Origin of the sequence: Halorubrum sp. SS7 (genome assembly GCF_005435055.1) — an archaeon.
GTDB lineage: Archaea > Halobacteriota > Halobacteria > Halobacteriales > Haloferacaceae > Halorubrum > Halorubrum salinarum.
Genome location: NZ_SGXV01000059.1, coordinates 2,172 through 2,427 on the forward strand (window position 1 = coordinate 2,172; position 256 = coordinate 2,427).

The following is a 256-nucleotide window of genomic DNA, read 5'->3' on the forward strand; positions in this document are numbered from 1 at the left end:
GTTCTCGGCGGCGTACTCGCGGACGCGACGGTAATCGAGGACCTTCTCCCACGGGTCCGGATACACGCGATCGCTGTAAGTCCGGGAGAGAGATGTAGCCGTGGGTTCCATGACTACTGTAATTACGTCAACGGATTTGATTCCACCTGTCCAATTTTCTCCGCTGATATTCATGCCATTAAGTACATAAGGCAGTCCCGCTTCCTTACAAGTAACCAGCAACCGATCTGAACGAGGGCAGATTTGTCTCGTGCGC